The 6136-nt window shown below is 64.6% G+C and carries 7 protein-coding genes and 1 tRNA gene; 3 read left to right on the forward strand and 5 right to left on the reverse strand.

Features of this window, described 5'->3' with window-relative positions:
* The 3 genes from IIB36_17240 (at position 1) to IIB36_17250 (ending at position 3195) form a co-directional block, all read left to right on the forward strand.
* Entirely contained in the window at positions 1-1425 is a 1425-nt protein-coding gene (locus tag IIB36_17240; protein ID MCH7533484.1) for a glutamate--tRNA ligase, read from the forward strand.
* A gap of 129 nt (positions 1426-1554) precedes the next feature.
* Positions 1555-2979 carry a tetratricopeptide repeat protein gene (locus IIB36_17245; GenBank protein MCH7533485.1) on the forward strand — a complete coding sequence of 475 codons (1425 nt, stop codon included), beginning with the start codon at positions 1555-1557 and terminating at the stop codon, positions 2977-2979.
* Between the two features lie 143 nt (positions 2980-3122).
* Positions 3123-3195 (forward strand) — tRNA-Gly (locus IIB36_17250).
* A 90-nt stretch (positions 3196-3285) separates the two neighbouring features.
* Here IIB36_17250 and IIB36_17255 read toward each other — a convergent pair.
* The 5 genes from IIB36_17255 to IIB36_17275 form a co-directional block, all read right to left on the reverse strand.
* A complete protein-coding gene (locus IIB36_17255; GenBank protein MCH7533486.1) occupies positions 3286-4080 on the reverse strand; it encodes a hypothetical protein in 795 nt (264 codons plus the stop codon).
* 75 nt (positions 4081-4155) lie between these two features.
* On the reverse strand, positions 4156-5271 hold the full coding sequence (locus IIB36_17260; protein ID MCH7533487.1) for a tyrosine-type recombinase/integrase: 1116 nt from the start codon (positions 5269-5271) through the stop codon (positions 4156-4158).
* A complete protein-coding gene (locus IIB36_17265) occupies positions 5241-5411 on the reverse strand; it encodes a hypothetical protein (protein MCH7533488.1) in 171 nt (56 codons plus the stop codon). Before IIB36_17265 ends, IIB36_17260 begins: the two co-directional genes overlap by 31 nt.
* Positions 5412-5429: 18 nt before the next feature.
* Positions 5430-5717: a hypothetical protein gene (locus tag IIB36_17270; GenBank protein MCH7533489.1), complete on the reverse strand. Its 288-nt coding sequence runs from the start codon at positions 5715-5717 to the stop codon at positions 5430-5432.
* The coding region (locus tag IIB36_17275; protein ID MCH7533490.1) for a hypothetical protein at positions 5710-6136 on the reverse strand (427 nt) is incomplete at its 5' end. The genes IIB36_17270 and IIB36_17275, both read right to left, overlap by 8 nt.

Genomic DNA, 6136 nt, shown 5'->3' on the forward strand with positions numbered 1-6136 from the left:
GTGACCGTACGCACGCGCTTCGCCCCGAGCCCCACCGGCCGCTTGCATCTCGGCAATGTTCGAGCCGCGGCCTTCAACTGGTTGTTCACACGCCGCCACGGCGGGGTCTTCATCCTCCGCATCGAAGACACGGACACGGAGCGGAACGTCGTGGGAAGCGAGCAGGGCATCCTGGACGATTTGCGTTGGCTGGGCCTCGACTGGGACGAGGGGCCGGATGTCGGCGGACCTCACGGGCCGTACCATCAGAGTGGACGGGCCGACCTGCATGCTACTGCGGTCGAGAGGCTGATCGCCTCCGCACGTGCCTACCCATGCTTCTGCGCGGAGCAGGCGCACGACGCCGACGCAGGCGCGGACCGTCCCGCACGTCGGTACGCGGGCACTTGTCGGCGTCTGTCGGCTGACGAGCGAGCTTCCCGCCTGAAGTCCGGCGAAGAGCACGTGATCCGCTTCGCGGTTCCGGAAGACGTCGATCATGTTGATATCGTGGACGAGATCTTCGGTCCTATCTCGTTCCCCGCCAGCGATATAGACGATTTCATACTTCGACGAACGGACGGACGGGTCACGTACAATTTCGGCGTAGTGGTCGACGACATCGACATGGAGATCACACACGTGATTCGAGGCGTCGGTCACCTGTCGAACACGCCGAAGCAGGTCCTGCTCTTCCAGGCGTTCGGAGGATCGGCGCCGGTGTTCGCGCACCTTCCCACCGTGCTCGGAGCCGACGGTCGCAAACTGTCCAAACGGGGGGGCGCGACTGCGGTCGCCGAGTTGCAGAGCCGGGGTTTTCCCCCGGACGCCGTGCTCAACTACTTGTCGCTGCTGGGCTGGTCGCATCCCGAGGAGAAGGAGGTGCTGAAGCGTTCTGAGCTCGTGGAGGCGATGTCCCTCGATCGGGTGGGAAAGAGCGATACACAGTTGGATGCCGAGAAGCTACTGTGGGTTTCGCACCAGCACTTGGCGCTGGAGAGCCTGGAGGAGCTGACCGCCCACGTCGGGCAGTTCATTGACCGAGACCGCTTCCCGGCGCTGGGCGCCGATGCGTCGCCGGCGGTCGACGCCCTGCGCACGCGACTTTCCACCTACGGTGACATCAACGACCACCTCGGGCTGCTCTTCGCCGAGGACGAGGCCGCCGCGGCGTCCATTCGGCGTGAGGTGGGGGCGGATCCGCAGGCGCGCGCGGTGCTCTCCGCTGTGCGCGGTCGGCTCGAAGCCGCAGAGAGCTGGGAGGCCGAATGGCTCAGCGCCGCGGTCAGGGCCGGAGGGGGCGATGTCGGGGCGCATGGAGTCGGTCTTTTCCATCCTTTGAGACTCGTGCTCATCGGCTCGGAGAAGGGCCCCGATGTCGGCAAGATCCTTGCGGGAGTTGGAATGAGCGAAGCGTTTCGTCGTATTGACGAGGCGTTGGGCTAGGGGGAGTGGTCCGGGCGGCCGTCGCATTGGAAGTCGCGTTTCGGCGGGGCCTTGGCGGGCTTTTTGCCGTCCTCTACTTTATTCGGTCTGTACGCCGTTACGTGTTTGACCCCAATGGAGGATCCCCAGATGAAGATCCGTCTCGGACTCGTCCTGATGCTGGCCTGTGGTCTCGGACTGACTGGTTGTGCTTCTGGTGGCGGAGGTGCCGCATCCACAGGTCCGTCCACACCCGGTGGCACATCTATCGCCCAGGGTGAGCGGCCTCGTCAGACTGAGAACACACGCGCAGCGCAGCGCCATCTGGATGCCGGCGACGACGCGGACGCCCCGGCCGAGGCCCGGCCACACTTCGAGCTGGCCCTCACGTCCGCCATGGCGGCGATTGCCGAGGACGGCCGCAACCCTTTGGCTCACCGTCAGGCTGCTCTGGCGAATCTCGCCCTCGAGAACTACCAGGGCGCGGGCACTCACTTCGACCATGCCGCCGGGCTGCGTCCGATCTACGAGTTCGAGGATGAGGGCATCCGTGAGCGTGCTTGGATGGATCTCTACCAGGTGGGGGTTCCTCTCGTAAACTCCGGCGACTATGAAGAGGCGGTCAGCATCTTCGAGAACGCCAACGCGATCTACTCCGACCGGCCCGAAGCGATGGTGACACTGGCACAGATCCATGCGTCGCTGCGAAACCACGATGCCGCACTCGAGAACATCGAGTCCGCTCTTGCGATCATCAATTCGGAGAAAATCGCGGACATGGACTCCACGACTGCCGCGAGTTGGCGGGAGCAGGCGGAGGACCTGCCGACGCTACGGGCTCAGGTCTTCTCTGACGCAGGCCGTTTTGAAGAGGCCGCCGAGGCGTACCGGGGGCTCGTCGCGACGAACCCCGATGATGTGGTCGCCGCACGCAACCTAGCCGGCGTCCTGATTCAAATGGGGGACGAGGTGGGGGCATTCGCCGAGTACGAGAAGCTCCTGGCGCGTCCGGATCTGCGCGCTACCGACTTCTACACCATCGGCGTCGGCTTCTATACCGGTAGCGACTACACGCGCGCGGCCCAGGCCTTCGAGGGCGCGGCGACGCGCAACGTCAACGACCGCGACGCGCTCGAGATGTGGGCGAGGTCGCTCCAGCTCGACTCCGCGTACATGGAGATCCCGGCCGTGGGTGACCGCTGGGTCGAGCTCGACCCGTACAGCCAGGGTGGCTACCTGATCATGGCCCAGGCGGTGAACCAGAACGGTGACGAGGACCGGGCTCGGGAGCTCATCGCCGCAATCGACGCGCTCGAGGTCGAAGTATCCGACCTGCAGATCACGCGCCTCGGCGATGGTGGTGCACGCATAACTGGATCGGTGGGCAACAAGACGCTCGATCAGGGTGCGACGGTGACGTTGAGCTTCACGTTCTACACCGCCACCGGTGATGTGATGGGTACGCTAACCCACGAGGTCACGGTGGGCGGAGAGGGCATGAAGGAGGTCTTCGAGGTGGAGTACACCACCGGGGACGAGGTGGGCGGTTACGGCTACACGCTGTCGGTCGGCTGATCGCTGGCTGGCGCAAGGACGCCGAGCGGGCGGTCCGGTGATCCGGGCCGCCCGCTTTCTCTTCTCGGGGCTTTCGGGAACGGCGGAACGGGCCGAGGCACTTTCTTGACCGGGTTAGACGCCCAGCTACATTTGTGACCCAAGCGGGAGTAGCTCAGTTGGTAGAGCATCAGCTTCCCAAGCTGAGGGTCGCCGGTTCGAACCCGGTCTCCCGCTCTGTGGTAACAGGAAGCCCTCCAAGGACTTAGAGCCTTGGGGGGCTTTGGTGCTCTAACGAGTGTAACGTTCAGTGTAACAAACGCGGGTTTAGTCGTGCCCTTCGTCGGGGACCGACAGCCACTCCAGGAGCTTCTCCGTTAGTTCGCTCATCCGCAGGCGGTGTGCGTCCCCCTGGATGACCAGGCCGACTGAGTTTAGGTACCAGCCGTGAGCGATTGCATCCTGGCGCCACTCATTGAACTTGGCCCACACAACCCTGTACGCGTCGGTGTTCGCCGGCTCGGCTCCGCCCAGTGCCGCGTCCCACGCAGCTGCGTCTGGGAACGGGTGCTCAAAGCCACTGTTCTCGGCTGCCAGTGACGGCCGGAAATCCTCCAGATCATCGAGGTGAAGCAGCAGGGTCAGGTCTCGCATGCTGACATCGCTGTCTTTCGGGAACAATATCTTTCGATCTCTGAGGGCTCTCAGGATCGCGACATGGGCTGGCTCGATCTGTTGGACGAGCTTGAGGGCGGTCGGATACCAGGTGTGGTCGATCGAGGTGTTGCAGCGGTTGGCTAGAAGCCGCGCGTAGAAGGCACGCTTCTCCTCATCCATTTCCCGGAGAGCGTGGCCCACGGCGGCGGAGGCGATCTCCTGGAACTCGTCCGTCTGCAGATACTCGGAGTCGAAGCTGCCGGTGTCGCTAACGCGGTCTCTGTCCGACTGAAAGTCCTGAGTGAGTTGCTCTAGCCGCATCTCGAAGACGTGCATCCGCTTCTTGATCGTGTACCCTCTCAGCGATCCCCCCAGGGCGGACGCAAGCCTGATGAGCCCCCCGGACGTGAGCAAGTCGAGCACGACACCCGCAGCAGCGAGCCCGGCTGTCTCTTGCGGTGTCAAAGGCTGCTCTCGTCCCGGCCTCGTCTTCCAGCAGAATCCGTTTGACCGTCGTCCCGGGCTGTTCAGGCTCGTCGTTCATGTTCGCTCGAAGGGTGGGGCCGGCACCGACTGAGCCGCATGATGCGGCGGCGGTGCCTGGAATTCCACAACCTCCGACCGTTCGGTAACCCTGGCCAGGTGCCCATAGCGTTCCTCGATCATGCTTGAGGACTGGTGGCCGAGCTCGCGGGCGACCTGCCAGATGTGGACCGGTGCGCCTCGCTCGAGCGTCTGGATTCGGGCGGCCGTGTATGAGTGGCGGAATGCTTGCAGCCGCGGATGGGTGACGCCCGCGCGTTCCCCGATTCGGTCTAGCAGCCTGTCGACGTTGTCGAGCATGCGCTCCTCTTCGTGGCGGTGCGAAGGGAAGAGCAGGGCACCGAGTCCGCCGGTCTGCTCGCGTTCCAGGAGGTAAGCCCGGAGAATCTCCTCGAGCTGTGGCCAGAGCGGGACCGCGCGCTCGGAGCCGGCAGTCTTGAGATCCCGCCAGTGGTTCGGGCGGACGTGAACGCAGCGGTACTTGAACGAGACGTCATCGACCTCGAGGCCGAACAACTCCGACTTCCTGGCGCCCGTGAGAGCTGCGGTGGCCAGGAGGGGATAGATCCACGGATAGGCGTCGGCCGCGACTCGCCCTCCTCCTCCACGGCCGGCACGGCCGGCATCGACCGGTAGTGTTCGGGCTGCCTCGAGCAGCGCTGCGACCTCTGCCGGCTCGAAGTACCGCGCCCGCTTCTTCTCCGGCGTCGGCTTGCCGTAGAGCGAACGGGCGGGGTTTGTTGGCGCCTGATCGAACGAGACCGCGCGAGCGAAGAGATCGCTCAGCGCGTTCAGATACTTCCTGACCGTCGCGTCCGAGAAGGTCCCGCCGCGGCCGTTCGGCGTGCGCCGGAGCACGCGCACCCACCTCGCGACGTCGCGCGTCGTGATCGTGGACAGCTCCCGCTCGGCACCGAAGTGCGCGATCGCAGTCTTGAGCTGGCCCTCAACCATGATGAGGTGACGTGGGGACGTGCCCTCCTCCTGCTTCCGGATGAGGTGCTCGCTCGCATACGTGGCCAGGGTCGCACCGCCGGTCTCTTCGAGCAGGCCGGAGCCCCTGCGGAGACGCTCGAGCTCCTTCACGCGCTCGTTGGCGAGCTTCGTTGCCAACGTACCATGTCCTCGGTCGCGAAGGACTCGCCAGGGGCGACCAGACGCTCCTGGCCGCCTCCTACGTCCACGTAGTCCCGGAAGTCCCCCCAGGCTCGCGCGCCTCGCCAGAAGACGCGGGTGGTTCGTTTTCGTGGCATTTCAGTCCTCCTGTAGAACTAGGGTATCAGCGTCAGATACGGCTCCAGACCGTCTATCCCCTCCTTCAGAAGGCGAAGAGCCAAGCCGTCCATCATCGGGGGATCGGTGACTTCCAGAACACACGAGTCGGTGAACGCCCAACAATCGGAAGCAATCGGACCAAGGTCACGCACGAGGGAATACGTGTACTCTTCTTCGGAGGGTCTCAGCACGATCCTGTCGCCTGGCCGCCCGCCGATCTCTTCGATCTCGCGCATGACCTCGAATACGGCCGAGAGTTCGCCGAGCCCGACCTGGTCAGACATGGTGCATCTCCTGCTCCTGATCCTTCTTGGGAAAGAGCAACTCCGCCCAGTGCTCTTCCGTGAGGAACGCGACGTAGAGCCACTCGCCGTCGTCCATGACAGCGAAGGGTGTCGGCCAGCGGCACGACACCTTGGAGCCCTCCGGTCGCCGCCGTCCGTGCGTATGCGCCCCCTCACAGTGGAAGAGCAGGTCACCAGGTACAGCGCCGATGCTCGGGATCGGATCGAGGATCTTCCAGCACTCCGCGAGTACGCCCATGTCCGAGTGGAAGAGCCGTGTGCCCATCGGTAGGCACCGGGCCGGCTCGATCAGGCCATCGTGTGCTTCCAACCCGTCCTGCTCCATGGGGTCCAACTCTTCGCCGAGGAAATCGAGCATGCTGACGCGGGCCACGGCGGTCAGCGAGACCCAGTTCCCC

The sequence above is a fragment of the Gemmatimonadota bacterium genome, from assembly GCA_022560615.1.
GTDB lineage: Bacteria > Gemmatimonadota > Gemmatimonadetes > Longimicrobiales > Gaopeijiaceae > UBA1138.